Origin of the sequence: Infirmifilum lucidum (assembly GCF_014876775.1) — an archaeon.
Lineage (GTDB): Archaea > Thermoproteota > Thermoprotei > Thermofilales > Thermofilaceae > Thermofilum > Thermofilum lucidum.
Map to the genome: position 1 here is coordinate 677,911 of NZ_CP062310.1, position 25,332 is coordinate 703,242.

Genomic DNA, 25,332 nt, shown 5'->3' on the forward strand with positions numbered 1-25,332 from the left:
TTTATTTAATTGCCCTGAGCTTGCTTATTAGCTCATTCAGATCATCTACGCGCGTTACGGCCAATGGAATATTCTCCCGCTTGGCTATCTCAAGGCCTAGCTCGTCAACCTTTTTGACGCCATGCAAGACGACTAACGCTGGCCGTAGGCCGCCCATCCCGGCTTGCATGGACTTGATTGCTACCATGGGGCTCCTCCCGTAGGCCACGCGAGTAAATATCGCAGCTCTCTGTGTCGTAGCGCCGTAGAGCTTGATGTAGTCGTAGGACGGCACGTCTAGTACGAGCTTTATACTGTCGACAACAGTGTAGCCGAGAAGCGGGGTTGAGACGAACGCTGACCCCACTATTAAGTCTGCCTCTATTGCTTCGCAGAAGCGCGCGATGGAGATGGGAATGCTGAACTCACGCATGTCTAGGACAGCTTCCCTCAGGAAATCTGAACCTAGCAATATCCGCCTCAAACCGGACAGGATTATCCCTCCCCTCTCGATATCTTTGAGAATCAAACTCTTCACAAACCTTGCTACGAAGCGCGCTCCAGGAGACTTTCTCCTCCCGCTCTCGTAGTCGCTTAGAACAGACGCTGAAACGCCCATGTGCGTTGCAACTTCGACTTGCGTTAAGTTGAACTTCTCGCGCCACTTCTTCATCTCTGCGCCTGGGTTCTCGGACATTATTACTTCTCCAGCTATTTTCGCCGCAATCTCTCTGAGGGAGGGGTCTGCGAGCCACTCATTGTTTTTGTCCTTACTCATCGCAAAGTAGAGTTAAACATCTGTTATAAATGTTTTAACAAGTTGTCGAAAATGATGGCGGAAACCTATTAAGAGCGCCCCCGGTGTAGATCGTGGCGATGAAGAAGCTCGGAAGGCCCGAGTGGTGGGGAGCTCGTGCAGGTCGGAGCCGTAAACTGATAAATATTGTACATATTTAAGCCTCCTTTATAACCCTCTTCAACAAGATAATACATGACTAAGCATGACGTATCGCGTTGGAATAAATGGTTTTGGCAGGATAGGCAGGAATTTCCTCAAGGCTGCTCTCCAAAACGAGAAGTTCTTGAAGACATTTGAAGTCGTCGCCGTAAACGACTTAGCAGATGCGAAAACTCTGGCTCATTTGTTCAAGTACGATAGCGTATTCGGGAGGTATAAAGGCCGCGTCGAAGTAAGAGACAACAAACTGGTAATTGAGAACTACGAAATTGAAGTCCTGTCGGTAAAAGACCCAGCCCAGCTACCCTGGTCAAAACTCAACGTGGACATTGTGCTAGAGTCAACAGGCCTATTTACAGACAGAGAGAATTCGTCTAAGCACTTGTCAGCCGGTGCTAAGAAAGTTGTTATCTCGGCGCCAGCCAAGAACCCTGACATTACGATAGTCATGGGAGTAAACCACAAGATGTACGACCCGGGCAAGCACCACATAGTGTCTAACGCGTCCTGTACGACAAACGCCTTCGCGCCAGTTGTAAAGGTTCTACACGAGAATTTCGGGGTTATAGAGGGCATGATGACTACCGTACATGCGTACACGAACGACCAGAGAATCCTAGACCTTGTCCACAGGGATCTGAGGAGAGCCAGAGCAGCAGCACAAAACATTATTCCCACATCCACTGGAGCCGCCCAGGCAATAATGGACGTCTACCCCGAGCTCAAGGGTAAACTTAGTGCAATTGCGATCCGCGTTCCAGTGCCCGATGGGTCGCTCGTCGATTTTGTCGCCCTGCTCAAAAGGCCTGTCACCAAGGAGGAGATGGATAACGCCTTCAAGAGGGCCGCGGAGGGCGAGTTGAAAGGTATACTCCAGTACGTAGACGAGCCAATTGTGAGTAGCGACATCATTGGAAACCCGCACTCCTCGATATACGATGCTCTCGCAAGCGATGTTCTCGGCAAGAACGGCGACATGGTCAAAGTCTTCGCCTGGTACGATAACGAGTGGGGCTACTCCTGCAGGCTAGTCGACCTAATGGTCTACATGGCTGAAAAAGGCCTCTAAGCATTTCATATCTTGAAACTGTAAACCGACTCTTTTTTGCTGAAAACAACTCTACCCCTATACCTTATCTCAATTATCCGGTGAAACGGGATAAATTTAGCCCTCCCACCTGTAGCTACCAGTAAACCATCACGGGTGACCTTGACTACATCTTCTCCCGTGAATGCCTCTACGCCGGTATTCGAGCCTCTCGAGGCGAACTCTACAACTATGCCTTTCTTATCCACGTTATCGTCCCATAAGACTCTCTGGAAAAAGTTCCTCATAGGGTTCTTCACTCCAAGACCACCCGCCTGCGATATCCTACCTCGACGATAGCCCTCTCCCTGACAGATAGCCTCTTTTTCCCGTCTAACTGAGCTCGGATAAATTTTTCATCGACAAAGAGCCTAATGACTCTCCTCGAAGTCAGCTTCTCTAGATCTTCTCTCACTTCAGCCTCATCGACAAGAGTCTTTATACCCGGACACTGCACCGGACAGAGCGTGCAGAACTTCCCCTCGATGTAGTCGAGCCCTGGGCAAGGGGCTCTAAGCCCGTCGTAAAGCATGGCCGAGTAGTTGTTTGCACAACACGCGCTGAGGAATGGAGCCAGCCCCTTCTCCCGGGCAATTCTTACAGCTTCTCTCTTCACGTCTTGCAGCTCCAACGGTAACTGCTTTCCCTGCTTGAGCTCGCCCTTAACTCTCTGCTTAATCTCAGAAGTGTCTATGCCCACCCTATCGAGGCGCCTAAGGATGAGGGGCGTTACCCTTAGGCCCCCAAAGACTATCCCTGCAGCGCCGTGGGCCTTTGCTTCATCAATCATCTCGTCCAGCTCGCCAGTATTGACACCGGGTATGAGTGGTCTGAGGAAGACTACCGGGTTTAACCCGTGCTTCCTCAATAACTTCACAGTGTCTAACCTATCCTCTGGGTGGGGGGCCTTAGGCTCGAGCTTCTCGGCGTGTTTCAAGGTTACCAGCGTAACTAGAACGCTGAGCGGTAGCTTGACTGACGCCAGCGCTTTGACTTGGGCTTCGCTCAGGGTACTCTTGGTAGCGACTTGCGTCGGGTTTCCAAGGTACTTGCTGAAAGCCTGCAAGTACTCTAGCGTACGTGAGAAGGCTGATGCGTCTACGAACGGCTCGCCTAAACTCCCCACGGCAATTAGCGTGCCAAGCCTTCCCGGAAGGAACGAGGGGTTTAGCAGGAGGGCGTAGGCCATCTCCTCCCCTGTGAGCCCGTAGACGCGGTACGTCGAGTTACTGACCCCCATGTCCGGCAGGTAGCAGTAGGAGCACTGATAGCTACACCCCACCACGCTGTGCACCGTAGCCCCGCAGGGCCTCGGGGGCTTCCTCGCGTGGTAGTCTCCTTTAACCTTCTCGATGCTATCCGAGGGCAATTTAGCTTCGAGTTCCTTCGTTACAAGAAGTTTCCTGTAAAGGAAGCCGCGAAGCGAGAGCTTTAGTGCCAAAAGCTACACCGTTTGGGGGTGTATTTGCCCGCCCTCTAGTATCTACCTGTATCTCGGCCTAAGGGCAACATGCCTGGGAAGCCTCGAGCTAACTAGCGGGTAGCCCCGGACGTCCTCCCTGAGCCTGGCGAGCAACTCTTCGCGCGTCATCTCCACCTGCCCCTTACCCCGAATTCTCACGTTAAGCTTACCTGTCTCGACTTCCCTCTTCCCAATGACCACGATATATGGTATCCACTTCACTTCCGCATCTCTGATTCTTTTCGCTATGCTCTCGTCTCTGTCATCCACGTCTACCCTGAAGCCCTCACTTTCCAAGAGATCCGCTAGCTTATCGGCCTCTAATAGGAATTCCCTGGAGAACGGGATTATCCTGACCTGGACTGGTGAAAGCCAGGTGGGCAGTGCCGGTAGCTCGCCGTTTTTGGCCTTCTTCGCCGCGGTGTCTAGCACGGCGAAAATGTACCTCTCCACCGAGCCGATTAGGGCTGTGTGGATGATTACAGGGTACTCACGCTGGCCCTCCTCGTTCACGTACGTAATGCCAAAGCGCTCAGCGTTGCCCACGTCTATCTGGAACGTCCCTATCTCCCTGGGCCTCCCGAGCTCATCGATTATGTTGTATTCCACGTTGAGAACCCAGTAATACTTACCCTCGGGGACAAAGTGAAGGAGAATCGGCTTCCCCTCCTTTTCCACGAGCCTCCTTATGTACTCTCTGTTGGACTCTAGGAAAGACCTCGTCAGGTTGTATATACTAACGTAATCGCGCCCGAGCCTCCTTATCTCCTCGTATATCTTCTCGTGCACCCTAAATGAAATCTCCATGGCCTCCTGCAGATCCCTGCAGAATATGTGGAGGTCTGGCATCGTAAACTTCCTGAGGCGGAAGCACAGGAGCAGTTCGCCTGGCTGTTCAAGCCTGTAGCTGTCGGCTATCTCGAGCATACCGAGAGGGAGGTTCCTGTAACTTATCTCCCAGTCCTTGATCATCGCGAATTGCTGGTGGCACGCGGCGTACCTCAGGACAAGCTTCTTTTCGTCCACTTCTAACTGGTAGAGCCTGTCGCCGTATAGCTGGGCGTGTTGCAGGACAGGCTTGTACTCCAGGTTGAAGGTATTGGTGCCCCTCACCTTGTATACTGGTATTCCAAGGCTCCTGGCAACCTGCCACGCATACTCGGCAACAGCCTCAACCATTATAGTGGCTTCAGGGCCATAGCGCATATGGCCGAGATCACTCATGGGCTCCCACTCGAGGCCAAACTTCCTGCAGTAGTCTAGGTAGAGCGGCTCTCCCCCCTCACGTCTCCGCTTGAACACTTCGGCCTCTAGTAGAGCTATGAAGTCCTCTGGAAGCCCACTAGGTAGCTCCTCTACGCTGACGATTCTACCATCCGGGAACATCACTGCGAAATCTTCAAAGCCGTGCTTGGGCTTCTCGCCTGGCCGTATAGTACGTGAAAGCTCCGAGAGTGGGTGGCCATAGCACTCCAGCGTGAAGCGCTTATACCACCCGAATGGCGCCCTCTGAACTCTAACGCCACGTACCTTCAACTGCTCCTCGATAGATTTAAGCAGGGGTAGGGCTTCACTGGCCTCAGCGAGGTTTTCGGAGAGGTGAGCATAGGGATAGACCACGACCCCGGACGCCCCGACGCGTTTATAGACGCTCTCTATCTCTCCAGTTGCTTTCCCGACAATCTCGGGGTCTGAAGAATCCCCTTTTTCGACAGTCACGAAGGCTACAAGGACGTTTTCCGCCCTGCCGGACTTATTGCTATCTGAGAGCTCCTCTGCCGTGTCGACAGCTTTCTGCCTAGCCTCGTACTCAAAGGTCTTAGCATGGATGAGCAGTACTTTCAATACATGCCACCCCTCGGACTACACGTCCAGGCAATTAAACCTATTCCAGCACTTACTCGAGGTCGCCAATCCTGGGGCCGAGTTTTTTGAGCTTATCTTTGATCTTGCTGTACACTTGCTGGTCGAGCGCTTTTGCCTCCTCCTCGATAGAAAATTCCTCTTCCTCCCTCCTAGGTCTAAGAGCCTCGAGTTTAAGTTTACACGTGCTGTCTGGCATTAGAGCGTGCCTAGCACACCCGGCGAACTGGCACTTTGGGCCAATACAGTTGTCTCCAATCCACGTACAAAAGGCTTCAACCCCCCTCCTGGTACGCCTGTAGATAAGAGCGTTCCTGTAGCACGTAAATGCTCTGAAGGGGCAATGTGGGGAGCAACTCACGTCGTTTTTCTGCATAGAATTCCCCGCATTGCGGAATATCTTCAGCAACACGCATTATTGAACTTTACCCTGTCTAATAATTAGAACACCAAGGGCTCTAGCCCCCTAGACAGCAGGAAGTCGTTGAGCTCCTCTAGTGTGGGAGAGGAGTGGGCCCCTACCCTAGTAGACTTGAGAGCCCCGGCCGCGTTGGCCAGCAAGAGGCACCTTTCATAGGGCAGGCCGAGCTTCCAGGCAATGAGGAAGGCGGCGTTAAAGGCATCACCGGCACCCGTGGTATCTATAACGTCGACCCTAAAGGCTGAAGCCTCTACGTTAAGCCTGGGTATCCTGGAGCCCCTCTCTCCCTCCTTTACTACGAGCAAGCCCTGATAGACGTCCTCTAGCTTCCTGCCTCCAAGTGCGTGGTACTCGCGTATGTTTACGAAAAGCACGTCTGTAACCTCGAGAACGGGGCTTAAGTACTCGAGACCCTTGGAAGCTACAGCCATGCCGGGATCATAGCTCGTCGTGAGCCCCCTCTTCTTAGCCTCTGCAAGCATCCAGAGAGTGTACTCCGGCTTAGTGCTACTCAAGTGGACGTGACCCGCCTCCTTGAAGAGAGTGCTCAGGTCGAAGACGCCAGGCTTTAAGTCTAGGTTTGCCCCCCTCACAGCCACCATAGCCCTGTTGCCCCTAGAGTCCAACAGTATAACCACCCTCCCAGTCGGCTTCTGAGACCTTATTATGCCGTGGGTAGCTACACCCTCCTTCCTCAAATACTCTACGATGAGGCCCCCCTGCTCGTCGTTCCCGACAACGCCGGCAAAGACTACTCTAGCCCCGAGCCTCGCCAGAGCGACTGCGACGTTTGTGGCTGCTCCACCAAGCCTCTTGAAAAAATCCCTTGCTTCCTGTGCCTCATCAGCACCAGGAATGCTGTCTACCAGGTAGTACTCGTCTACGCTCGCATTCCCTGAGACTATGAACGAAGGCCCAGCTGTCACGGCTACCAAAGAGACCCACTACTATATCTGCCTGTCGACTAGAGAGGTTGACTAGAGTAAAGAATAAAAATAATACTGACCCCGCACCTTACTACGCAGGGGTGCTTGTTTGAGCGAGGAGGCTAAGAGGCTTGCCGAGATAAAAGAGTTTCTCGAGAGGAAACTCGAGGAGCTCAGGCGCGAGGAACAGGTACTAGAGGAGGCCCTGAGGCTCGTGAACCAGGCCTTATCTTCCACAAGTTTCATGAAAGCCTCAGAGCTGCTACAAAAAGCACAGCAAGCTGTAGAGGCAAAACCTGCAGCGGTTCAGGAGGCGAAGGCCAAGGGCGCGCCACTGGAGGAGGCCCTAATAACCTCTGCTACAACTGGCGAGCACTTGGCAAGGGTGCTAGTGTACCCCGATAGCATAGAGGTTATCTTACTGAAGGAGTTTTCCGCGAGCACACCACCTTTCGAGTCCTTCTTCGTCCGGAAGGTTCTAGAGGGCTTCAAGAAGAAGGATGAGGATCTAGTGTCCAAGGGTGAGAAGTCTCCGGGCGAAGTCTTCGACTACGAGGTAGTGGAGGACAAGGGTGTCCTGAAGAAGATCCTCATTAGGAACTACGGGGACAAGCGCGTGGTGAACGAGATAAAGAGCACTCTGCGCTGGACCCTCAACAAGATGCTCTCAAGGTCAGGGCATGAGTAAGCTACTGTTGGAGAGCCGTCTTGCGCTGCGACTTGTACATCTCCATGAGCTCAGCCTCCGTCGTCGCCTGCTCCGGCTTCTTGTCGAACCTATACCTGCCCGTAAACCTCGGGAACCTAATTGCCAGGCCTGACTCGGGCTCTACTTTGCCGAGGGCACAGGTGTGGAGTGGGCTGAGAGTGATCTCGGCTCCTATAATCTCGAGAACAACAGCTGGTACAAACCAGACGTCCGCTTCTATCCTGGAGACAACCCTGGGGTGGCGGTGCGGTATGCGGTATGGCTCGAGGAGCTTAGGCAGGTTGGCTAGATCCTCGTCGGTGAAGCCCGTACCGACTTTACAGACGGTCTTGAAAGTGTCGCTCTGGGGGTCGTAGGCGGCCATAAGGAGAGCGCCATACGTCCCAGCCCTCTTGCCCCTGCCGTGGAAAGCCCCGACCACTACGAGGTCTACGGTGTCCGTCATCTCCATTCTGTAGTCGCGTTTGAACTTTATCCAAAGCCAGCCCCTCGCGCCCATCTGGTACACGCTCTGGCCTGATACAGACTTGCACATCACGCCCTCGCAGCCCTCGCTTATAGCCTCCTCGAAGAACAAGAGGAGATCCTTCGCGTTGTCGACGAGCCTCGCCTTGGAGAGCAATATGTCCTCGCTGCCCGCGGGCACTATGGACTCCAGTATTTTCCTGCGCTCCGGGAGCGGCTTCTCGATGAGCTCCTGGCCGTCGAGGTAGATTATGTCGAAGAGGTACACTCTGACGGGGTACTCCTTCATCGCTTTGTCCACGTCGTACTTCCTCCTCCGGTGCATTAACTCCTGGAAGGGGAGCATTTCCCCGGTGTCTGAGTTGTATGCTACAATCTCGCCCTCTACGACAGCCTCCTCTGCTTTAAGCATAGACACGAAGTTCACGACGTCGGGGTAGTGGTGTGTTATGTTCTCCAGCCTCCTGCTAAAGAGCCAGACTCTCTCGTCCTTCTTGTGCGCCTGCACTCTCTCGCCGTCGTACTTGTACTCTGCGAGGCATTGGCCCCCCAGCTTCTCGAGTATCTCTGCTGGGTCGCTGAGCCGCTCGGCAAGCATGGGCAGTACTGGGACGCCGACCTCGATCTTTATCGCTTTAATAGCCTCCAGCCCGTTTGAAGCCAGCTCCTTCGCGATGAAGCCTAGATCCGGCCTCTTCGTGTAGGCTCTTTCTACCACCTCTCTAGCGGCCTTTGACCCCGTGAAGGCCACGGCTAGGGCGTCTAGTATAGTCATGTCGGCTATGCCCAGCCTGAGCCTACCTGTAACCGTCCTAACGATGTACCTGGCCTCCTTGGGTTTAGCGTCGGATAGCAGGCCCGCGAGGGTGTTTACCTTAGTGTCCTGGCTGCCCTCGCCTGTAGCTAGGGCTATCTTCATGAGGGAGCTGTAGACCTGGGAGATCGTGAGTTCGTGCTTAAGGCCCTCCTGCCCTATGAAGCCTAGCAGGCCGGTGGCCTGCTTCGGCCTGGAAAGCAACTGCTCAGCAACGAGACCTGGGTCGCCGACCTTCTTGTAGAGTTCTTCAACTGTCTTTAGCGGGACACCTGTAGCCTTAGATATTGCCCTGAGCGTGAGCTTCTCGGCAACGCCCAGCTCGACACCCTCGTAGTCGGGCCTCAACTGCCCCTGGGTCAAGTATACCACCTTGTCCAGCACCTCTACGGGCGTCTTCTTGAACAGGGCGACGAGGTAGTCTGTCATGGCAAGCCTGCTGGACGTGCTCTCGATCTTCTCGTAGAACTCTACTAGAACGCTGTACGGCAGATCACTTTGAGACATGTCAACCCAGCTATATTAATGCTAGCCCGGATTAAAAGGTTTGACCCGGCTAGCTGTACGGCTGGCCTCTAGCGTGGCCTCCTCCTACCACACGGCGGGTTGTGGGGGTCTGGAACCACGACGTGTAGGAGCTTACACCTGCTCCTGGCCTGGTCGTAGAAGAGGCACGTGAAGCAGGTTCCCGCTAGCTCTCTGGCCTGAGCAGGGGGCTGTTGCGCTACGGGTTGCGGTTGCGGCTCTCGGGCCTGCTGGGGCTCCGGCTTTACCTGCTGCTTCTGCTCAAGTCGTTGAGTACCGGGCAGGGGTTTAGGGTACTGTGGGGCCTGCTGGGGCGGCCGGGGCCTAGCCTGCTGCGGCTGGAGCAGTGACTTGGCCTGCGGTTTGGCGGGCTGTACGGGCCTAGGCTCCTGCTCTACAGGAACTTCTACTGGGGCCAGCTCGATGGGAGGCGGCGCTTCAGCTGGCTCCCTAGGCTGTGGCGCAACAGGCTTCACGGCCTGTGAGGCCCCTATCTCTCTACGGGGGGCTTCTGCTTGTGGGAGCCTTTCTTCCGGCTGTGCCTCGAGCGGCGCTATGCTCGCGAGCTCCGGGGACAGGCCCTGTACCAGGAGCCTTATCTCCTGGCGGTTCAGGTACCTGCCTTCGACCGCCTTCTCGCCGTCGACCACGACTGCTGGTACTGCTCTAATGCCGTACTTCTTGAACTCGGCCACGTATATCCCGCCGAAGACCTCCTCGAGGCTCTGGAGCCACTCCTCGAACTTCGACGGATCCTTCAGGCTGAGTAGCCTCACCATGAGCTTGGGTCTCTCGCCTCTCGGGATAGCGTTTAGCTCGGCTTTGAATGCGTCGAGCATCTCCTGGGCTCTGTGGTCGCGCGGGAGGAATACTTTAATCTCTTTGACCACTTAGCCCACCACTAGCTCCTACACTGTCTCTCGACGGACATAATAATTAAGTTATCTTTTCGAATGAACTCCAGTAGGGCCTAGAGGGGTACTTCGAGGAGCCTCTCCGTGACGTCTCCCCTCGGCGTCACCTCGACGAATATCTGCGCCTGGAAAGTGTAGACCTTAAGCCTGCCCGTCCTCCAAAAGTCCTCCGGGAGCCCTGCCTTGAGGCACGAGTAACTGAGGAACTTCTCGACGTCCCACCCCTCCTCCACCGGGACTTGTGGCAGCAGGAGGCCCCTAGCAAGCCCGTACTCCACGAGGAGCCCGTCCCGCCCCACCTTCACCTTGTCGAGTAACTCTCTGTAGTCCGCATATTGTACTGGCTCGGGCTTCGTCAGGACGCTGACCTCGAATACGACCTCGTCTAGCTCCCTGGGCGTGACCGGCGGGAACCTCGGGTCTTCTGTCGCAGCGGCTATGGCCGAGCGAATAGTGGCCTCGGCTAGGGGGAATAGAGGCTCGGGATAACCTATGCAGCCCCTCAGCTCCCGCCTAGCCTGCCTGGTCACCGGGTTGACCACGATTCTCTCGATCGTGACGAAAACCCCGGACTTCTCGAGGAGGCTCCTAGGGGTGTCTGATGGCGGGTCGATTATCACCGCCCTCTCGAGGTACTCCTCGACAGCCCTCCTGGCGAGCCTCACCAGGAAGGCGCCCTCCTCAGCAGAGAGCTTTCCCATAGACTATGCACCTCACTTTTTCCAGAGTTTTCTCAATCTCCCTAATATGCGTGCCGAGCCAATAAACTTGTCCACACCCTGTGCACACGTAGAACTCGCTGTACGCGTCCAGAACTCTGGCCGGTACGAGGCCGGCAACGTCCTCCCGCGAGGCACGCGCGAGCGGGGAGCCGCATATAGAGCAGAGGGCTCTCTCAGGCCTGAAGATAGGCTCGACGCCCAGCCTCTGGAAGACGTGCGCGAGGACGTCCTCCTCCCTGCCCTCGGGCACCAGGAGCGCCTTGAAGCCCCTCCTGGAGAGGTGCCTCTGGAGGGCTTTGTCCCTGGTCAGGAAGAGGAGCCCGGGCTTCTGCTCCAGCAGGGTCTCGATCTCCCTATCGTCTGCCCCGGAGTAGTACAGGGCCCTCACGCCCACCAGCCTGAGCCACCGCGCGAGCTTGCCCAGCATCCCGTCTACCACTACCTCCAACTACGCCACACCCGCTAGGCTCGGCAGGGCCTTCTGCAGGCTCGAGGAGTCGAAAAAGTATGTTCTATTGCCCTCTCGAACCAGGATCATGGAGTACCTCCTGAGGGCCTCTGCCAGATCCATGGACTCCAAGTGGTCTGGCTCGAAGAGCGCTCCGGCCACGCGTGAAACTCTCGTCGAGAGCAGTTTGGGAGCCTTTAAGTTACGGCTCAGGGCGTAGTACGCCACATCAGCCACTGTCACGAGCTTATAGACGCCGCCAGCGTAGCAGACGGGGAGGGCTATCGCGCCGGTATCGAGGAAAACCCTAACGGCGGTCTTGAGCGTGGAGTTGCACCTCACGCACGGCAGGCTATAGGGCTTGAGCCTCTCCAGGAATGCGTACTCGCCGAGCATGCCGCTCTCAAGTATGTAGAGTGAGAGGGAGCGGGGCGTGTAGGCCCTGCCCTCCCTCCTCGACACCAAGTACTGGCCGGACGAGACGCGCTTCAAGGCCGCGCTAAACCCCGGCACGCCCGATATTGTGACGACCGTAACGCTGCTCCTGCCGCCCACTACTCGGGTCAGCACTGACCCGAGGTAGAGTAGCTCGCCCCCAAGCGAAACCACCAGGCTCGTGAAAGCCTCCTCTCTCATCTTGTCGAGCGCGTCCCGTAGCCCCCCCGCCTTCAAGACACCCTCGCTGTAGCTAGCCCCCAACCCTCACCCACCTCTCCACGTGGAAGGTGCCGGCGGGCAGTAGCTTCAAGACTTCCTCGAGCCCGGCTCTAACCCCGCATTCCCTCCTGAGGAAGTCTACAACCTTTCTGGCTGTGAGCTCCCTCGCCAGCGGCCCAGGGGTGAGCTTGAGGAAACACCCCTCTTCGGGGCTACGGGACACAGGAAGGGCCACGAGAGCGCCCCCGCTGGAGCCGACAAGTAGCTCTAGCGGCACCCCGCGTATCCAGTTCCTCTTGCCGTATATCATGAAGGCGCCCTTGCCCAGGTACTCGCCGCTGGGCGCGGCCTTCGAGACCTGCGTGGCGGGAACCCAGTAGACGTCTACGGCCATGAGGCCGGCCTTCCAGGCGCTGCTGTAACACGCGGCGAACTGCGCGGCCTCGAAGATGTCCTTCTCGGGAACCTCCCGGCCGCCCGTCTTCAGTATGGTCGAGGGCGCCCCGTGTATGTCGGCGTGGAGGAATATGTCGTGCTCTTCCATGTACCTCCTGACCAGCAACTCGTTCTGGCCCGCAGACTTCCCGGCGACCACTAGGAAACCGCTAGACGTGAAGAAGAACCTGAAGTCCTTGTACCAGGGCCCTCCCCCAGCCCTCCTAGCTGGAACAACAACCTTCTTTGGCTCGGACTTGCTCGCTGCAAGTAGAGGCATCTTCGCCCTCAGGGACTTCGCCTTCTCGAAGAGAGCCTCGGCGTTGGCGTAGGCACTCCTCCTGGCGTCGACCTCAATGTCGACGCCCCCGAGCGTGAGGGTTATAGACCATTTAGCGTGGTTGAAGCCCTTGACTTCAGGGTACTTCGCCGCGACCTCCTCCTCTATTGCCCGCCAGGTAGAGCCCTGCTCTCTGAGCGCCCTGTAGTAGTCTATCACTTCCTGGACTCTGGGCGCATTCTCCATGAGGAGCCTGGCAGAGGCCTCGATAGTCCTCAACGCTTCCTCAGCTCTATCAGCCGGCGTAGCCCCGGCCGCCACCTCCTCCGGGAGCATGAGCCTAGACATGTATGGCGGGAACTCCTCCTGGAAGTCAACCGGGACGGGCCCGGAGCCTAGGTGTAGTGGCTTGAACGGGTACACTTCAAACCCGCCCCCAGTCTCAACCTTGTAGCCGCTCCTCTTATCGGCTAGGGCCTCTAGGTATATCTCTCTAGCCTCCTCGAGGACTCTTACAGCGTCTTCTGCTGAGCTGAGCTTCGATTGCGGGTCTACGCCTAGGCGGAACGCCGCCTCGTAGACGACTTCTGGCGGCAGGGAGGAGGCCTGAGAGAGGGCAGTCACCACGTTCCTGCGCTTCAGCGAAGAAGCCTTCTCTACAACCTCCCACGGCGGCGCCGAGAAGTCAGCCAGCTTCGGGGGCGGCTTGTAGGGCTCGCCCCTCCTTATAGCCCTGTCGCGCATGGTTTTCTCTTCGAGAGCGTAGAGTACCTTCCAGCCTGCGTCGAGGAGGACTATGTTCCCCTCTCTAACCCACTCTAGTACGAGCGTGAAGCCCGTGAAGTCCAGCGCCAGCGCCCTGTCGTCGTTTACAACGCTCACAGCGTTTACGCGCTTGCCCTCCAGGTCTCTGAGGGGCTTCAAGCGGGAGGGGTTTGCCAGCTCCACGCCCCCTAGAGCGGGACACGCCCCGCGCCTTGGGTGGAAGAGCATGACGCCAGACGAGAACTGCAGGACTGTGAGGCTGCCCTGGACTAGGGCCTTCGCGAGCCTCGAGCCTTCCAAGCTCGCAAACAAGTCCCAGAGCTTGTACACGTCGAGCAGGCTTACACTCCTCCTGCCCCCCACAGCCGACACGGTGTTGTGGGCGCGTATGTCACTAAATAGCATTACCCCGGCCTACACTTCCAGCACTACCCTGGACGGGCAGTAGAAGTCCAGCGCGAGGCGCCCGTCCTGCCTGGCGACCAGGGCCCTGTGGGTGTAGTAGGCCGAGAAGACCTGCTCGCCGAAGCTCCTCCCCCCGCTCCAGTAGTTTATGAATATGGAGCCCAGGCCCCTCGAAGCCCTGTCCACGGCGAGGCCCAAGAGCGAGGCTACGAGCCCCCACCTAGCCCTGTACTCGAGGTCGAAGGCGTGGAAGACCCTTGGAATACTGTCGAGGACGACTACGCCCTCCCCGGCCGTGGAAAATGCAGAGAGGAGCTCGAGTGGGTCGCCGGGAGACTCAAAGGAGACGCCGCCCCACCCGCCGCGGGAGCGCCAGTAGGTTCCGGAGTAGTCGAGGTAGAGGGCAGTGCCGCCCAGGGCTGACAGGAGCCTGCGGGCGGCCTCGCGCCTGCCAGACCCCGGCCTGCCCGCCAGCTCGAGCACGAAGCCGCCAGACAGGAGGCTTTTAAGGCTCCTCGACACCCCCCTCACCTATCCTGAACGTTGCCGACGCGCGGGGCCAGGGGCTAGACAGAACGACGGCGTCCCTGAGCTCCCCCCTCCGCTTCAGCAACAATGAGAGGCAGGCGTAACCGTCTAGGTGCGCGCCGCCTGCAGGCGAGACGCCGTCATGCGAGACAACATCCCTAGTTGCCACGACGATAGACCCCGCGCGGGCGACGCGCCACAAGGCCCTCACCACGCTCGAGTACGCCTCAACCCTCTCCTTCGGGTCTAGGGACTCGGAGCGTATGAGCCCGGTGAGCTCGTCGACGACGAGGAGGCCCGCGTCCCCCGAGACGACCTCCACGAGCGCCTTCTCCAGTAGCACGAGGAGGTGCTGGAGGCTCAGGGCGCGCGCGTAGGTTATCCCCGACAGGGCCTCCGAGGGCTCAACCCCCCTGGCATAGGCGATCGCAATAACCCTCTCGGGCGCGAAGTCGCCCCTCGTGTCTACGAAGACAGCCCTCTTCCCCAGGCCCCCGCTGTCCACCGGGAGCTGGACGTTAACGGACAGCTGCATGCAGAGCTGGGTCTTGCCGCCACCGGCCTCCCCAGAGAAGTCGTAGACACAGCCTGGCTCTAGCCCCCCGCCCAGCACTGCGTCTAGAGCGCTAACCCCCGTCTTCAGTATAGCGGGGGCCTCGCGATACTCTACACCGCGCCTCGGGTACGGGGGTACGGGGAGAATTCCCAGTACATCTGGAACAGGCACAATTAGAAAAATGGAAAAAGGTAAAAAAGTTAATTTTTGGTTTAGAGGCCTTTTAGCGGACTTGAGTCCCAGCTTCAGCTGGAGCAATGACCTTGGCGAGCCTGCGGCGCCTGTAGACGCTGTACTCGTGGGCGATTATGAAGATCACGAGGACGAGGAGTACTAGGAGCAGTATGAGGCCGAGGAACTCGCTGCTGCTCATCTCCCAGCCGGCGATAGTGAGGAATATGTCGAGCTTGAGCTCGACCACAGCTTCCTTGCCGCCAGTGACCGTGGCCGTGGCGCTAGCAGTCCTGCCGCCCTTGCCCGCGGTGATTGCATAGGTGCCCTCGGGTATCTCCATTGTCACGACTCCGCTCGCGTCTGTCGTGAACGTGCCGACCTTCTCGACCGCTACTGTCGCGCCCTCAATGCCCTGGCCCCTAGCGCCGAGAACCTTCACTGTTAGCTTGCCGATCTTGGGCACCGTGATCCCGACTGCCGGCTGCCTGTCAACAGAGCCAGTGTAGGCCACAGGAATACCCTTCCAGCTGTCAACACTGAAGGAGATCTTGCCAGGCGGAACCTCCCTGACCGTTATGCTGCCAGTGCTGTCTAGGGCGTCAGTTATCTTCCTGCCGTCGGGCGTGGTTATGGTGACCGTCGCGCTAGCCATCGACGTGCCGAACGGCGTCGTGAACGTCAGCTTGACGTCGTAGATGTCGAGCCTGACCTCGAAGACCTGGAGGCTCGTCTCGAACCTGCCCTTCTCGATCTTGATGGACTGCTTCGCGACAGTCCCTACGCCCGCTAGGTCGACGCTGACCTGATATGCTCCGTGAGGCGCCTGGCCGTGGTCAGCAGGCGTCTCGGGGCTGTACTTGCTGCTCGGGTCGAACGGCCAGCTCTTGACGATGTCCTTGGCCAGCCTGAGTATGACGCTTCCATCGGTTGCAGGCTTGTCCTGCGTGACGACGCTGTCGGGCCACGTGACGGTCACCGTGATCTTGTCAAGTATAGCAGGGCTGAGAGCGCCTCCCTGGGCGTTCCTCAGGACGAGCTTCGCGACGTACACGAAGGTCTCGAGGGTCGTGCCCTCGCCTGGGGCGTAGTCCCTCGGCCTGTCGTAGTCAGTGTATGTGTCGAATATGACTATCTCCTTGGGTATCTTGCCGGCGGCGCGGAGCAGGTAGCTGTCGCGCCAGTACACCAGGAGCTGGTACTTCTGGGTGTGGGTGTCCGGCGGGGTGCCCGCCGGCGGCACGAGCAGTACTACGTTACCGTTGGCGTCCGTGAAGCCTATGACGCTGGGTATGGCCTTGGCCCTCGGGCTCCTGAGCACGGCCGCGACCATGGCGTTCTGGAGCGGCTTGCCGGACCAGTCGAACACAGTCACCTTTATAGCGTCCCAGACCAGCGGCACGCAGGCGCCGCCAGGCATGTTGTTCGCCAGAGTGAATGCTACGGTACTTGTCAGCGTGTCTGGATCCATGACATCAGTCGTCCTGAGCCCGTATGGCTTGAGCACGTCGTCGAAGTTGAGCTGCGTTGACAGCGTGTACCTGAGGCCGCTTATTCCGAGGAATGCGAGGTTGCCCGTGAAGACTGGCAGGCTGCCAACCGGCGTCGCCACGGTGGCGCCCTTGCTCGGGTAGAAGCCCGCTTTACCATCGCTATCAGTGTACACTGTTGAGAGCGTCGAGGTCGCGCCGGTTGTGCCTACTGCAACGGCTGTCACGGGCTGGTTTGCGAGGGCTACAGTCCTGTCGCGTATGTCCTTGCCGAAGACTTGGACGCAGAAGCCCTCCATCGCAGTAGTGTAGACTACCTTCGCCGCGCCGCTCCAGTAGGTGACGTTCCAGCCGTTGCCGAGCATGTAGTCTACGTTGGATCCGCGGAACGGCCCAACCCACTTGCCACCATAGAACTTGTACCAGGCTGGGCTAGCCTCCCACGAGCTGGGTGTGAAGGAGTCTAGTGTGATGTTGTACGGGCCTACAACGTACCCGTAGAAGGTGAACAGGTTAGTGAAGGACAGCGGCGTGTCGGGGACGTTCGGCGTCCCGTACTTCTTCCCCGCAAGCACGACAAGGCCGCCTATACCTGTGCCGAACTTGACCCACGTCCCTGCAACCTTGTGGTTAGGCATCCAGATTGCAACAGGTATGCTTATGACACCGTCGCCGTTGCCGTCGACAGCGCTCCAGGCCAGCACGCCCCAGGTGAGGCCTGTGGGCTTGACTATCGTGTCGTAGCCTCCTGCGAGCAGAGTACTCCAGTTGAGCGCATCCCACCTGCCAAGGGTCAAGTTAAGGCCCGGCACTAGGCCCGCGCCCAGCTTGCTGACGGTGTAGACGTCGAGGTTGACGACCCAGGTCACGAGCTGTAGCCTTATGCTGTACCTGCCGGCTCCGAAGGGCGCGCCGTAGAACCTGACTATCGGGTGCTCAGTCCTGCCCTGGGCGTCTAGTATCCACGTGTAGTCTAGCTTGTCCGTCTCAACTAGGGTCTGCTCGCCTGTCGTCTCGTTGAAGAGTATAACCTGGCTGCTTATGACCTTGCTGTAGTCAAGCGGCTCGCTCGGCGCCGGCAGGGTGAAGTTGTAGTTGTACACGACTACGCCGCTGTACCAGACTATGAAGCTGTACTTAGCGCCGGCGATGAAGAGGTGCGGGTACTTGGAATTGTCCCACTGCGTGCCCGTGAACCTGAAGACTGCCTTGCTCATCCCGTTGCCCCAAGGCGTGCCGGGGTTGCCCGTGGCGTTGAATATCTTGTAGGTCACCTCGATGTTGGGCCAGCAGAGGCAGCCGGGGCCAGTAATACACACGAGGGTCACGTTGTGCTCGGTGGCCGTGTAGGTGTCGTTGAGCGCCACGATCACGGGGGCCGTACCGTTGCTCGTTGGCAGCTCGGTCAGGACGTTACCGTTGTGGTCCACGGCTTCGAGCGTGAAGCTGAATATCCAGGCCGGCACCTCGAGGGGCCCGAGGACACATGCTGGGGCCTGCCCGGCTATTACCTTCGTGAGATCCCACTTGCCAACGACTAGGCCGACGTCCTTGGGCTTCCTGATGTAGGGCGTGTCCAGCCTAGTCTTCAGAGTCACTATTATCGAGTTGATGGCCGGGTCTACCTTGAGGGGTATTTTCTCGAACGTTACTAGGCCGTTGCAGTCGGAGACGCCCTCCATGTGGTACGTCCTGAGCGCGCCCTTGTAGAAGTCCAGGTACACGCTTATGTTCACGAGCGGGGACTTGTCGTCCCACTGCACGACCTTCAGTTTGATGTCGCCTACTGGGAACGTGTACGTCGCGGCGCTGGCGTTGACGATGTTACCGGTCACTGTGAGCGGTGTCGGGCCGCTAATGGGATCCATGAGGACGCCCTTGAAGGCTAGCTTGACCGTGAAGTTCCCGCCGGGAACCTTGCCCAGGAAGACGTAGCCGTCCTTGCCCAGGCCGACGCTGAATGTTACAGGTGTGTCTGCCGGCGGCGTGTAAGTCAGTATGAGCGTCGCGTTGGGGTCGTCGACGCTAGTTATGGGCCTGTTGCAGAGGTCTATAGCTTTAATGTTGACGTTGTAGACCTTCGCTATGAAGGTGAAGCTCTGGACTCCACAAGTGGTGATGTACTTTGTCAGGTTGAGATCCATCTTGTTGTTGTCGGGCGTGACGTCCACGAAGACCTCCGTGCCCGGCAGCGCGTAGTATATCTTGACTGTGTAGGTGTACAGCTTGCCCGTCGTCGCGAAGGTGAACGGCACTGGCAGGTAGCCTGGGCTACTGCCCGTCCTGGTGATGACCGGCGTGCCTCCCTGCGTGGAGCCGCCAGCAGCAATAGTGAAAGGCGGGAACCTTATGTAGCCGGCCCCGTCGGTGTAGGTGTTTATGGGGTCGTAGCCTGGGGCCTGCAACACGACCATGGCGCCCTCTAGCGGCTGCACGGCCGTGACGCCGCTGTCCTTGACTACCGCCTGCACCTTGACGACGGACACCCTGACCGTGAAGTTCCAGACTTGCGGCGCGATCTTAGTTGCATTGATAACCTTATATTTTGTGCCGCCAATAGTCAGCGTCTCGTTCGCTAGTTTCGTCGTGTTGATTGCCCAGGTGAAGACCTGTATCCCATTGATCTCGATGTTCAGCGTCTGCTTCTCGTTGTAGAACAGCGTAGTGTTGGGCAGCCAGAAGTACATCCTACCTTGGTATTTATAGCCTTCCTCGGGGGCTGTGCCGTTCGTGGGGTCTACCTTGCCTACTCTGAGCTTGCCGAGGCTGGGGCTGACGAACTCGACGCTTATGGGCGGCCACTCCCAGCCCGTGAGCCTATTGTTGCAGAAGTCGTTGACAGTGACTATGGCGAGGAACGTATAGGCTTTGTCACCTATTGTTTCCTGTTCACCTGGCAGGTTTAGAGTCACGGTTGTGCTAGGTTTGCCGGGTACGTTCTCGGTAATGACGAGCTTGGCTCCTGTGGCGCTACCGTTGGATGCAAGATTGAAGTCTGTTATACTGAAGTTTAGTGTCTCGCTGCCGACCTTTACTTTGAGCGGTGTTGGGCCTCCGGTTAGCATCCAGTATATGTCCTTGTAGAAGGTTGTGTTCCAGTAGCTCTCGATGTGGTAGCAGTTGGGGGCTAGTGTGGGCTTGATGTCGACCTGTATGGCGCCCACGAGGAAGGTCTTAGCTGTTTTACCACCAGAGTCGCCGTAGTCGGAGAAGACTATGGGCCCGTTGGGGTCTAGCCTGACCTCGAAGTAGGCTTTGTCCTCGCGCCCGCTCTCGGGGTCCTTGTAGTAGAGCGGCACGTCCTGGCCCGCAATGTTCGTGAGTGCCTGGAAGCTGAAGTTCCAGAGGTACGTGAGCTTTATAGTCTGGTTGAATAAGTTCCCAACAGTGGTGCTTGTATACCTTGTGGTGTTCACGAGGAACGTTTTCCCGTAGGCTAGCCAGAACACCGAGATGTTGAATTTACCTGTTTGTCCTGTATCTAGGGGTGTTGGGCTTGTAATCTTCAGCAGGATTTTGCCGTTTGCGTCTGTTGTGCCCTGGGCGTAGGCGATTAGGCAGTTACCTGTCTCGTTGAAGATTACTATTATTACGTTCTGGTTCGCGAATGGCGTACCCCAGGGTGTCTGGAGTTTTTCATACTGGGTATTGGGGTTTACGGGTACTGCTTGTGCCGTGTAGGCTAGGGCTAGTGCTAGGATTGCCAGTGCAAGTACTCCTAATAGGTATTTATTACTCATAGTCTCTCATTCACCCCTTTTCGGGGTTCAGAGGGTTTTGGGCCTGCAGGGTATTTATATGCGACCTTTTCTGGGATTTAGAATCCGTCTTCCAGCTAATAATAGTTCGACTTTTGGCAATTACCCGTGCTGGGCTTGCAGCCTGGAGTACCGCCCCTCTGAAGCGGGGCGCTCCCGCCCGTAACTCCAGCCACTTTTTCAGGCTGGGCCGAGTACCCTGGCTTTCCCGTTGAGCGCAAGGTAAACTGCGAGGTATAGCGGCAGCGTGCGCTCCCCGGCTTGGTCTGGGAGGCTCGTGGCTAGGATCTTCCTGGGCCACTTGTCCATCTCCACCCTGACGGGCTCGTCGGGCAGCGCTATTGCCTTCTCGAGCACGCCCCTGGCGTCGAGCGCTTCGAGCTGCTGGACTGTCATCCGGAGGACTTTCAGCCCTGTCTTGCCATGAAGCGTCCCCGGTAGCCTTATCAGGCGCTTGACGTCCATTGTCACCTTCTCGTCTATGTTTGCCCTCGCCTCCGCGACGCACTCTAGTATGAGCCTCTCCAGCTCCCCCCTGGACAGCCTGCCCTCCGCCTCCGGCCTGAGCTGGAGTAGCTTGGCTATGCGGCCGCGCCACCCCGGGTCTTCCGGGGTGTACCTGTAAGTGTAGCCTCCCCTAGTCCTGGCGATGTAGAGCTCCGGGTCTATGCCTAGGCCCCTGACGTAGTCTGCTATCTCGCGCCTCGCCTCCTGGTCTAGGTCTACTAGCGCGCTGTCCTCCACGTGTAGGTGGAAGCCCCTGTGGCCGGAGAAGACGACGTACATCTCGTCCCTCGAGATCCCGAAGTCCTCCTCGAGTATGTCCACGAGCTTGAGGACTTCGTCGCGCGCCACGCTTATGCACTGCTCGCAGACCCACGTCTGCCTCTCTACCCTGTCGCTCCCGCAGGAGGGGCACTTCTCCACGAACCCCCAGCCCTCTGCCCCGCAGTTCCTGCACTTCCAGGTGTCGTGGAGCGGCTTGCAGGGGGTGTTTATGTGGTCGACGTCTATGTCGAAGACGAGATCTGCGCCCTGCCAGCCCTTCTCGTCCATGTCTGAGGCTGCGGGGTCTGCGTAGTACGCTGTAGAGTAGTAGGCGTGCTGGGGAACCTTGTCCCTTATGAACTTGTTGAGCTCGCCGGCGTCCCTGAAGGCCATGTGCCTGGCCATCCCCTGGGAGTCGAAGAAGCTGAATGCGAACTCCCTCTTCTCTATGCTGCTGGGGGGCGGCACCGTGTTCCTCGCGTAGTACGCCTTGAAGAGCCTCACGATGCCGGCCTGATCCACTCACTCCACCCTCGGTGGCCTGCCCCTCACGGCCCTGTAGAAGAACTGGAGGGGGTGCTTGACGCCCTGGCAGTTCCACCTGCACAGGCCCAGGCTCCTCATGTTGTCGCACTTGTACGGCGTGTACTTCGTCCTCGAGCCCCTCAGCCCCGCAATGTGCTCTACCTGGTACCTGGCTAAATCCTCCCTGTAGTCGGGCGAGGCCTTGAAGACCTCGAGTGTCTCCTCCACCGAGAAGCCCACGCTGAGCAGGAAGGAGGCCAGAGCGAAGCGGGCGCTGTGGGTGAGGTTCTTCCCGCTCTTGATGTCTTCCAGGAGTGCTCTGGTGCACGGCGGGAACGCCGTCGCGTCGCCTTTCCTGTAACCCGCCTGGGCGTAGGCCAGGACTTCGCTCCTGGTCTTGGCCCACTTCTGCGACACTTCCTCTACTACAGCGTAGAGCCTCTCGGGGACTACTGACGGGTCTACTGATGCCGACTCGACGAGCCTGGCCACGTACTTCTTCACGCCCGTCTGAAGTAGCCTCGCGAGCTCGCGCCAGCCCACTTCCACGTAGCCGGAGGATAGGGGCCTGTTCACGAGCTTCCAGGGGCCCGTGAACTCGGGCTGGGCGTAGACGTAGTCCTTGAAGTGAATGCTTATGCCGCCGCTCCCCGCTCTCAGGCTCCAGCCGAAGACTGTTGCGAGGTAGAGCAGGAGCTCGGGCCTCCTCACAGCATCCTGCTCTATGCTCTCGAAGACCCTCTTGGAGAACGCCACTGCAAACTTCTCGGTTAGCGCCCTGTCGCCGACCTGGGAGAGTATTAGCAGGGCCGTCGTGAACGCCGAGACCTCCAGCCTGTAATCCCCTCCTGGCGGGGGGTAGGTGCCGTTCTCAATAACTGAGAGAATCTTGCCCCTAGCGTTCTCCAGGATTTGGAGGCCCAGAGGGGTCTCGCCGAGCTCCTCTAGGGTGAGGCCTAGCTCGCGTACGACTCTGAGCGCGTCCGGGAGAAAGGGGTATCTGGCGTAGTCGTCCGTGGTCAGCGCTACGCGCAATGGCTCCGCCTTCATCTCCAGGCTACTCCATGCGCGGGGCCAGCAGGTATTTGAGTGTTCCTCCGCCTGCTATGTCAAATGTCATCTCGAGTGGCATGTTCGTCGCGAACTTGAGGGCCATGATGTCGCTGACCCTGTATGCCTTGGAGACTATCTTCTCGAGGAAGTCTATCCCGTAGCTCGCCTCGGCAGGCTCCCTGACGTCTATCTCCAGCAGGCTGCCGGACTCTATGGTGAACTTCGACTCTATCTCGCCTTTGTCGCTCTTAGCCGAGAGGTAGAGGGACTCGTCCTCGGCCTTCAGCTTGACGGACTCTGAGACGAGGGAGGCGTCCTTGAGGGCGTCGCGGAAAGTGTCGCTGAGCATCTTCGCGGCGACAGCGAAGTTGAGCCTGGGGGTCGGTAGCTCTTGGCCCGCTATGTCGAGTAGCGGGAACTTGAACCTCCTCTCCGCCCTGCCCTGGAGGACTATTGTGAGCCTCCCGCCTCCGACCTCGAATACGAGCTTGTCGTCGGACTTCGCCCTCTTCAGTACTTTGTCCACGTCGTCCAGGACTACGCCTATCTTCGTCTCGGCCTCGACAGAGTACTCTTCGAATAGGCCCGCGGGCATGTAGAGATCCACCATTGCAATCCTCCCGGGGTCTAGCGCCCTGAGGGAGAGGCCTTCGGGGGTGGCGACGAAGTTCGCCTCGTCGACTATCGTTGCGAGGCTCTCGATGATGTACCTCCACTCCCTCGCGTCTGGGAAGGTGAATTTTACCATTCCAGGCACCAGTTATAGACACTGCACCGCCAAATAATTAAGTTATCACTTAAGGTTCAGGCGTACTCCCTGTAGACCTTCCGACACTTCGTGCATATGTAGAACCTCGTGGCTGGCTCGTCCCCCGCCCTCGTCTGAACCTCGTACGCGTACGCCCTGTCGTTCCCGCAGTTCTCGCACTTGAATGGGACGACGGGGAGAGTTGCGACGTCTACGTCGAAGACAGCGACTTTGTCAAGCGGGTGGCGCTCTATCCTCTCCACGACCCTGTACTTGCTACCAGGATTGTCTGCCTCTTTCACGTAGCCACAGCTCCGGCACTTCAGCACCCTCCTGCCGTCCACTCTCTCGGGAACCATTACGCCGCCGCACTTTGGGCAGAACTCCATACAGACACCTAGACTGCTACGCCACGTACGTACTCTATAAGCTTTTTGCTTGGGAAATCTTTAAATTCTACGAGTGGTCGTGTTTTGGAGACGGTGCGTCGTGGATGAAAGTTCCCAGCGTGATTAGGACGTATTGCCCAAGGTGTAAGACGCACACGGAGCACGAGGTCACGCTCTACAAAGCCGGGAAGAGGAGGACGCTGGCAGAGGGGCAGCGAAGGTACCTCAGGAAGCAGGAGGGCTACGGGTCTAAGAGGAAGCCCGAGCAGAAGAGGACTGCAAAAGTCACGAAGAAGCAGGTCTTGAAGCTTAAGTGCAAGGTTTGCGGGTACACAATCCACAGGGAGGGTATCAGGCTGAAGAAGCTCGAGATAGTCGAGAAGGTGAGGTAGCGCATGGTCGACGTCGAGAAGCTGATCCCGAGGCCTAGAAGTAAGTTCGTGATGGTCAGGTGCCCCGACTGCGGGAACGTCCAGGTGGTGTTCAGCCACTCGTCTCTCGAGGCCAAGTGCTTCAAGTGCGGCCGTGTCCTGATCCAGCCGACGGGAGGCAAGGCCCTGATACTGGCAGAGATACTCGAGTTCCTGTCCTAGGAGGCTTGTTTCCCCGGAAAGGTTCGAGCAGGAGGGCTGCCCCGCGCGGGGCAGGCCCACTCGGTTTGTAACGGAAGAAATATCAAGGCCGTGTTGTTTTTCGCAGTGGTGGTATAGTTGGTCAGGAAGAGGGAAAGCATCCCGAGTCTGAACGACCTTGTGGTTGGGACTGTCGCAGAGATCCATGACCACGGGGCTTTCGTGACGCTGGACGAGTATGGAGGGCTTAGGGCTTACGTGCCGCTGGGCGAGGTGAGCCACACCTGGTTCAGGAGCATCCGGGATGTCCTCAGAGTCAGGCAGAAGGCAGTCTTCAAGGTTATACGCGTTGACCCCGCGAAGAAGCTGGTAGACGCGTCTCTGAGGAGGGTCTCGGACGCCGAGAGACGGGAGAAGCTTATCGAGTGGAAGAGAGCTCAGAGGGCAGAGAAGATGCTCGAGCTCGCCGCGCAGAGGCTCAAGAAGACTCTCGACGAGGCCTACGAGAAGGTTGGCTGGAGGCTTGAAGACTATTATGGGGAGATATTCAAGGGGCTAGAGGAAGCTAGCCTGAGGGGTGAAGAGGCCCTTGTAGAGGCCGGAGTAGAGAAGAAGTGGGCTGAAGTTGTAGCCGAGATAGCCAGGCAGAACATTAAACTGCCGAAAGTCAAGATGAGCTACATAGTCACCGTGCAGTGTCTCGAGGGCGGGCTGCCCGCGCTCAAGAAGGCCCTCACTTCGTGGGAGGGGGGCGTGGAGGTGCCGCATAACGCCGCCGTGAGGTTCTACACGATTGGCGCGCCGAGGTACAAGCTAGACGTCGAGGCGCTAAACTACAAGGACGGTGAGAGGCTCTCCCAGGAGATCTTGAAGTCCATAGAGAGCGTGGCTCGGAGCATGGGCTGTAGCTTCTCTTACGAGAAGCTCAAGGGGGAGTAG

24 protein-coding genes are annotated in these 25,332 nt (G+C 57.8%); 5 read left to right on the plus strand and 19 right to left on the minus strand.

Annotated elements, in window-relative coordinates:
- Position 1: 1 nt before the first annotated feature.
- Positions 2 to 757 carry a helix-turn-helix domain-containing protein gene (locus IG193_RS03750; protein ID WP_192819554.1) on the minus strand — a complete coding sequence of 252 codons (756 nt, stop codon included), beginning with the start codon at positions 755 to 757 and terminating at the stop codon, positions 2 to 4.
- Positions 758 to 980: 223 nt separating this feature from the next.
- Here IG193_RS03750 and gap point away from each other — a divergent pair, with 223 nt between their 5' ends.
- A complete protein-coding gene (gap, locus tag IG193_RS03755) occupies positions 981 to 2,006 on the plus strand; it encodes a type I glyceraldehyde-3-phosphate dehydrogenase (RefSeq protein WP_192819555.1) in 1,026 nt (341 codons plus the stop codon).
- A gap of 5 nt (positions 2,007 to 2,011) precedes the next feature.
- On the opposite strand, the gene IG193_RS03760 is transcribed toward gap, so the two are convergent.
- The 5 genes from IG193_RS03760 to IG193_RS03780 all read right to left on the minus strand — a co-directional run bounded on the left by IG193_RS03760 (position 2,012) and on the right by IG193_RS03780 (position 6,696).
- Positions 2,012 to 2,284: a DUF504 domain-containing protein gene (locus IG193_RS03760; protein WP_192819556.1), complete on the minus strand. Its 273-nt coding sequence runs from the start codon at positions 2,282 to 2,284 to the stop codon at positions 2,012 to 2,014.
- Positions 2,281 to 3,465 (minus strand): radical SAM protein, encoded by a 1,185-nt coding sequence (locus tag IG193_RS03765; protein ID WP_192819557.1) that lies wholly within the window; start codon positions 3,463 to 3,465, stop codon positions 2,281 to 2,283. The genes IG193_RS03760 and IG193_RS03765 overlap by 4 nt, the downstream gene beginning before the upstream one ends.
- A gap of 42 nt (positions 3,466 to 3,507) precedes the next feature.
- Positions 3,508 to 5,331, minus strand: coding sequence for a threonine--tRNA ligase (locus tag IG193_RS03770; RefSeq protein WP_192819558.1), 1,824 nt, complete (start codon positions 5,329 to 5,331; stop codon positions 3,508 to 3,510).
- A 52-nt stretch (positions 5,332 to 5,383) separates the two neighbouring features.
- The gene (locus IG193_RS03775) at positions 5,384 to 5,725 is read right to left on the minus strand and encodes a hypothetical protein (RefSeq protein WP_192819559.1); all 342 of its coding nucleotides are present in this window, start codon (positions 5,723 to 5,725) and stop codon (positions 5,384 to 5,386) included.
- A 65-nt stretch (positions 5,726 to 5,790) separates the two neighbouring features.
- Entirely contained in the window at positions 5,791 to 6,696 is a 906-nt protein-coding gene (locus IG193_RS03780; RefSeq protein ID WP_192819560.1) for a carbohydrate kinase family protein, read from the minus strand.
- A 109-nt stretch (positions 6,697 to 6,805) separates the two neighbouring features.
- Between IG193_RS03780 and IG193_RS03785 the strand changes: the two genes are divergently transcribed.
- Positions 6,806 to 7,384, plus strand: a complete 579-nt coding sequence (locus tag IG193_RS03785) for a hypothetical protein (protein ID WP_192819561.1) — start codon at positions 6,806 to 6,808, stop codon at positions 7,382 to 7,384.
- 1 nt (position 7,385) lies between these two features.
- Here IG193_RS03785 and IG193_RS03790 read toward each other — a convergent pair whose 3' ends face one another.
- The 13 genes from IG193_RS03790 to IG193_RS03850 all read right to left on the minus strand — a co-directional run bounded on the left by IG193_RS03790 (position 7,386) and on the right by IG193_RS03850 (position 23,821).
- Positions 7,386 to 9,191 carry an ATP-dependent DNA ligase gene (locus tag IG193_RS03790; protein ID WP_192819562.1) on the minus strand — a complete coding sequence of 602 codons (1,806 nt, stop codon included), beginning with the start codon at positions 9,189 to 9,191 and terminating at the stop codon, positions 7,386 to 7,388.
- A gap of 68 nt (positions 9,192 to 9,259) precedes the next feature.
- Positions 9,260 to 10,099, minus strand: a complete 840-nt coding sequence (locus IG193_RS03795; protein WP_192819563.1) for a thioredoxin family protein — start codon at positions 10,097 to 10,099, stop codon at positions 9,260 to 9,262.
- 80 nt (positions 10,100 to 10,179) lie between these two features.
- Positions 10,180 to 10,824: a TIGR00296 family protein gene (locus IG193_RS03800; protein WP_192819564.1), complete on the minus strand. Its 645-nt coding sequence runs from the start codon at positions 10,822 to 10,824 to the stop codon at positions 10,180 to 10,182.
- Positions 10,805 to 11,284, minus strand: coding sequence for a Mut7-C RNAse domain-containing protein (locus tag IG193_RS03805; RefSeq protein WP_225876147.1), 480 nt, complete (start codon positions 11,282 to 11,284; stop codon positions 10,805 to 10,807). Before IG193_RS03805 ends, IG193_RS03800 begins: the two co-directional genes overlap by 20 nt.
- A 9-nt stretch (positions 11,285 to 11,293) precedes the next feature.
- Positions 11,294 to 11,992 carry a hypothetical protein gene (locus IG193_RS03810; RefSeq protein ID WP_192819566.1) on the minus strand — a complete coding sequence of 233 codons (699 nt, stop codon included), beginning with the start codon at positions 11,990 to 11,992 and terminating at the stop codon, positions 11,294 to 11,296.
- The gene (gene rqcH / locus IG193_RS03815; protein ID WP_192819567.1) at positions 11,982 to 13,802 is read right to left on the minus strand and encodes a ribosome rescue protein RqcH; all 1,821 of its coding nucleotides are present in this window, start codon (positions 13,800 to 13,802) and stop codon (positions 11,982 to 11,984) included. The genes IG193_RS03810 and rqcH overlap by 11 nt, the downstream gene beginning before the upstream one ends.
- A gap of 42 nt (positions 13,803 to 13,844) precedes the next feature.
- Complete coding sequence (locus IG193_RS03820) at positions 13,845 to 14,357, minus strand: hypothetical protein (RefSeq protein WP_192819568.1); 513 nt, start codon at positions 14,355 to 14,357, stop codon at positions 13,845 to 13,847.
- Complete coding sequence (locus tag IG193_RS03825) at positions 14,341 to 15,090, minus strand: P-loop NTPase family protein (RefSeq protein WP_192819569.1); 750 nt, start codon at positions 15,088 to 15,090, stop codon at positions 14,341 to 14,343. The genes IG193_RS03820 and IG193_RS03825 overlap by 17 nt, the downstream gene beginning before the upstream one ends.
- A gap of 52 nt (positions 15,091 to 15,142) precedes the next feature.
- Entirely contained in the window at positions 15,143 to 20,320 is a 5,178-nt protein-coding gene (locus tag IG193_RS03830) for a carboxypeptidase regulatory-like domain-containing protein (protein ID WP_192819570.1), read from the minus strand.
- A 198-nt stretch (positions 20,321 to 20,518) separates the two neighbouring features.
- Positions 20,519 to 21,628 carry a DNA primase small subunit domain-containing protein gene (locus tag IG193_RS03835; RefSeq protein WP_192819571.1) on the minus strand — a complete coding sequence of 370 codons (1,110 nt, stop codon included), beginning with the start codon at positions 21,626 to 21,628 and terminating at the stop codon, positions 20,519 to 20,521.
- Entirely contained in the window at positions 21,629 to 22,681 is a 1,053-nt protein-coding gene (locus tag IG193_RS03840) for a hypothetical protein (RefSeq protein ID WP_192819572.1), read from the minus strand.
- 7 nt (positions 22,682 to 22,688) lie between these two features.
- On the minus strand, positions 22,689 to 23,432 hold the full coding sequence (pcn, locus tag IG193_RS03845; RefSeq protein ID WP_192819731.1) for a proliferating cell nuclear antigen (pcna): 744 nt from the start codon (positions 23,430 to 23,432) through the stop codon (positions 22,689 to 22,691).
- A 56-nt stretch (positions 23,433 to 23,488) separates the two neighbouring features.
- Positions 23,489 to 23,821 carry a transcription factor S gene (locus IG193_RS03850; RefSeq protein WP_192819573.1) on the minus strand — a complete coding sequence of 111 codons (333 nt, stop codon included), beginning with the start codon at positions 23,819 to 23,821 and terminating at the stop codon, positions 23,489 to 23,491.
- Positions 23,822 to 23,925: 104 nt separating this feature from the next.
- On the opposite strand from IG193_RS03850, the gene IG193_RS03855 reads away from it, so the two are divergent.
- The 3 genes from IG193_RS03855 (at position 23,926) to IG193_RS03865 (ending at position 25,332) form a co-directional block, all read left to right on the plus strand.
- Complete coding sequence (locus IG193_RS03855; RefSeq protein WP_192819574.1) at positions 23,926 to 24,213, plus strand: 50S ribosomal protein L44e; 288 nt, start codon at positions 23,926 to 23,928, stop codon at positions 24,211 to 24,213.
- A 3-nt stretch (positions 24,214 to 24,216) separates the two neighbouring features.
- Positions 24,217 to 24,414, plus strand: coding sequence for a 30S ribosomal protein S27e (locus tag IG193_RS03860; protein WP_192819575.1), 198 nt, complete (start codon positions 24,217 to 24,219; stop codon positions 24,412 to 24,414).
- 117 nt (positions 24,415 to 24,531) lie between these two features.
- Entirely contained in the window at positions 24,532 to 25,332 is an 801-nt protein-coding gene (locus tag IG193_RS03865) for a translation initiation factor IF-2 subunit alpha (RefSeq protein WP_192819576.1), read from the plus strand.

Excerpts from the sequence above, each read along its gene's own strand:
- IG193_RS03750 (WP_192819554.1), bottom strand. The coding sequence starts at position 757 with ATGAGTAAGGACAAAAACAATGAGTGGCTCGCAGACCCCTCCCTCAGA.
- gap (WP_192819555.1), top strand. The coding sequence starts at position 981 with ATGACGTATCGCGTTGGAATAAATGGTTTTGGCAGGATAGGCAGGAAT.
- IG193_RS03775 (WP_192819559.1), bottom strand. The coding sequence starts at position 5,725 with ATGCAGAAAAACGACGTGAGTTGCTCCCCACATTGCCCCTTCAGAGCA.
- IG193_RS03790 (WP_192819562.1), bottom strand. The coding sequence starts at position 9,191 with ATGTCTCAAAGTGATCTGCCGTACAGCGTTCTAGTAGAGTTCTACGAG.
- IG193_RS03800 (WP_192819564.1), bottom strand. The coding sequence starts at position 10,824 with ATGGGAAAGCTCTCTGCTGAGGAGGGCGCCTTCCTGGTGAGGCTCGCC.
- IG193_RS03830 (WP_192819570.1), bottom strand. The coding sequence starts at position 20,320 with ATGAGTAATAAATACCTATTAGGAGTACTTGCACTGGCAATCCTAGCA.
- IG193_RS03840 (WP_192819572.1), bottom strand. The coding sequence starts at position 22,681 with ATGAAGGCGGAGCCATTGCGCGTAGCGCTGACCACGGACGACTACGCC.
- pcn (WP_192819731.1), bottom strand. The coding sequence starts at position 23,432 with ATGGTAAAATTCACCTTCCCAGACGCGAGGGAGTGGAGGTACATCATC.
- IG193_RS03850 (WP_192819573.1), bottom strand. The coding sequence starts at position 23,821 with ATGGAGTTCTGCCCAAAGTGCGGCGGCGTAATGGTTCCCGAGAGAGTG.
- IG193_RS03855 (WP_192819574.1), top strand. The coding sequence starts at position 23,926 with ATGAAAGTTCCCAGCGTGATTAGGACGTATTGCCCAAGGTGTAAGACG.
- IG193_RS03860 (WP_192819575.1), top strand. The coding sequence starts at position 24,217 with ATGGTCGACGTCGAGAAGCTGATCCCGAGGCCTAGAAGTAAGTTCGTG.